At 44.5% G+C, this 1018-nt stretch carries 1 protein-coding gene; it reads left to right on the top strand.

Annotation, left to right across the window (positions count from 1 at the left end):
• Positions 1–281 precede the first annotated feature (281 nt).
• Positions 282–503, top strand: coding sequence for a hypothetical protein (locus tag F6K23_RS41280; RefSeq protein ID WP_293167103.1), 222 nt, complete (start codon positions 282–284; stop codon positions 501–503).
• Positions 504–1018 lie beyond the last annotated feature (515 nt).

The raw sequence follows: 1018 nt of genomic DNA, 5'->3' as shown, positions 1-1018 counted from the left end.
GCAGTGGAGGATTAACCTCACCCACTAGCTAGGGAGAGGTTTTCCCTCTCCAGGTTTTTTGAAAGATACTACATTAATAATTCACCATCGTAGTATCCCGACAACTGAATTTAAGAGCGATCACTCGAAAGTCTCACAAACCCAGTGATCGCTCCACCTCCGAAGAGGCTAACTCTAAGAGGAGCTATCTTTATGAAACCATCAAAAATCAGAGAAAGCTTGGAATTGAGAAATCTCTCGCTTGCCATACCAGTAAATGAGCATCAAAGGAATAGCAAATAATGACACAGACAAGGATAGTCCTCAGGGGAGGGGTATTAGAGCGCTGTCAACACCTGATGGAGATTACTCAAATCGCCAGTTTAAGCGAACTAGTCAATGTGATGTTTTCTCGCTATGGAAAGCATTTAGAGCTCACTTGGGAAGTACAGCCTCATGAAGTAACTGTTAGCTCCCCTGAGCCAGCTGAGACTGCCAGAATTAACTATCCAGATGGGGATTAGTACTCCAGGGTGGAATTAGTACTCCAGGGGAATCAAAGCAGCTCAGCTGGCATAGAAACCCAAGGTAGCTGTCAATCATTGCCATCAACCCAAAATACCCTACCAGAGAGAACTGGCAGACCAAACTCGGTAAAATTGGGTGAGGGTTAATTCAGCCATCAAGCAGCCTCAATGCCATACACAGCAATGCTTATAGGTCACAATCAAAAGCCAATGGAGGCTTTTAGTGACTCAGTTTCTACAAGCATTCAATAGTCCAATCAATCCCAAAGTGTTCCATAACTGTTGAGATTGGGACACAGTGGACAATTAGCACAGCCAAAAATTATAGCGCTACGCGCAAGGGGTGAAGGCAGAAGGCAGAAGGCTCCAAGGCAGAAGGGGTGAAGTTGACTGTGACAAAGTTTTAGCGATGAACGCTTGTCCTAACCTTAATACCTACTGCTATACCCACTGCTTTTGATTTGTTCTCAAGCCCAATCAGGTTTGTCGAGAGTACTTATTCGAGATTTTGG

This window comes from Okeania sp. SIO2C9, assembly GCF_010672455.1.
Lineage (GTDB): Bacteria > Cyanobacteriota > Cyanobacteriia > Cyanobacteriales > Microcoleaceae > Okeania.
This window is presented reverse-complemented; position numbering and strand designations above follow the sequence as displayed.

What these genes read in the sequence shown, in the direction of transcription:
- F6K23_RS41280 (WP_293167103.1), top strand. Translation starts at nt 282, where the DNA reads ATGACACAGACAAGGATAGTCCTCAGGGGAGGGGTATTAGAGCGCTGT.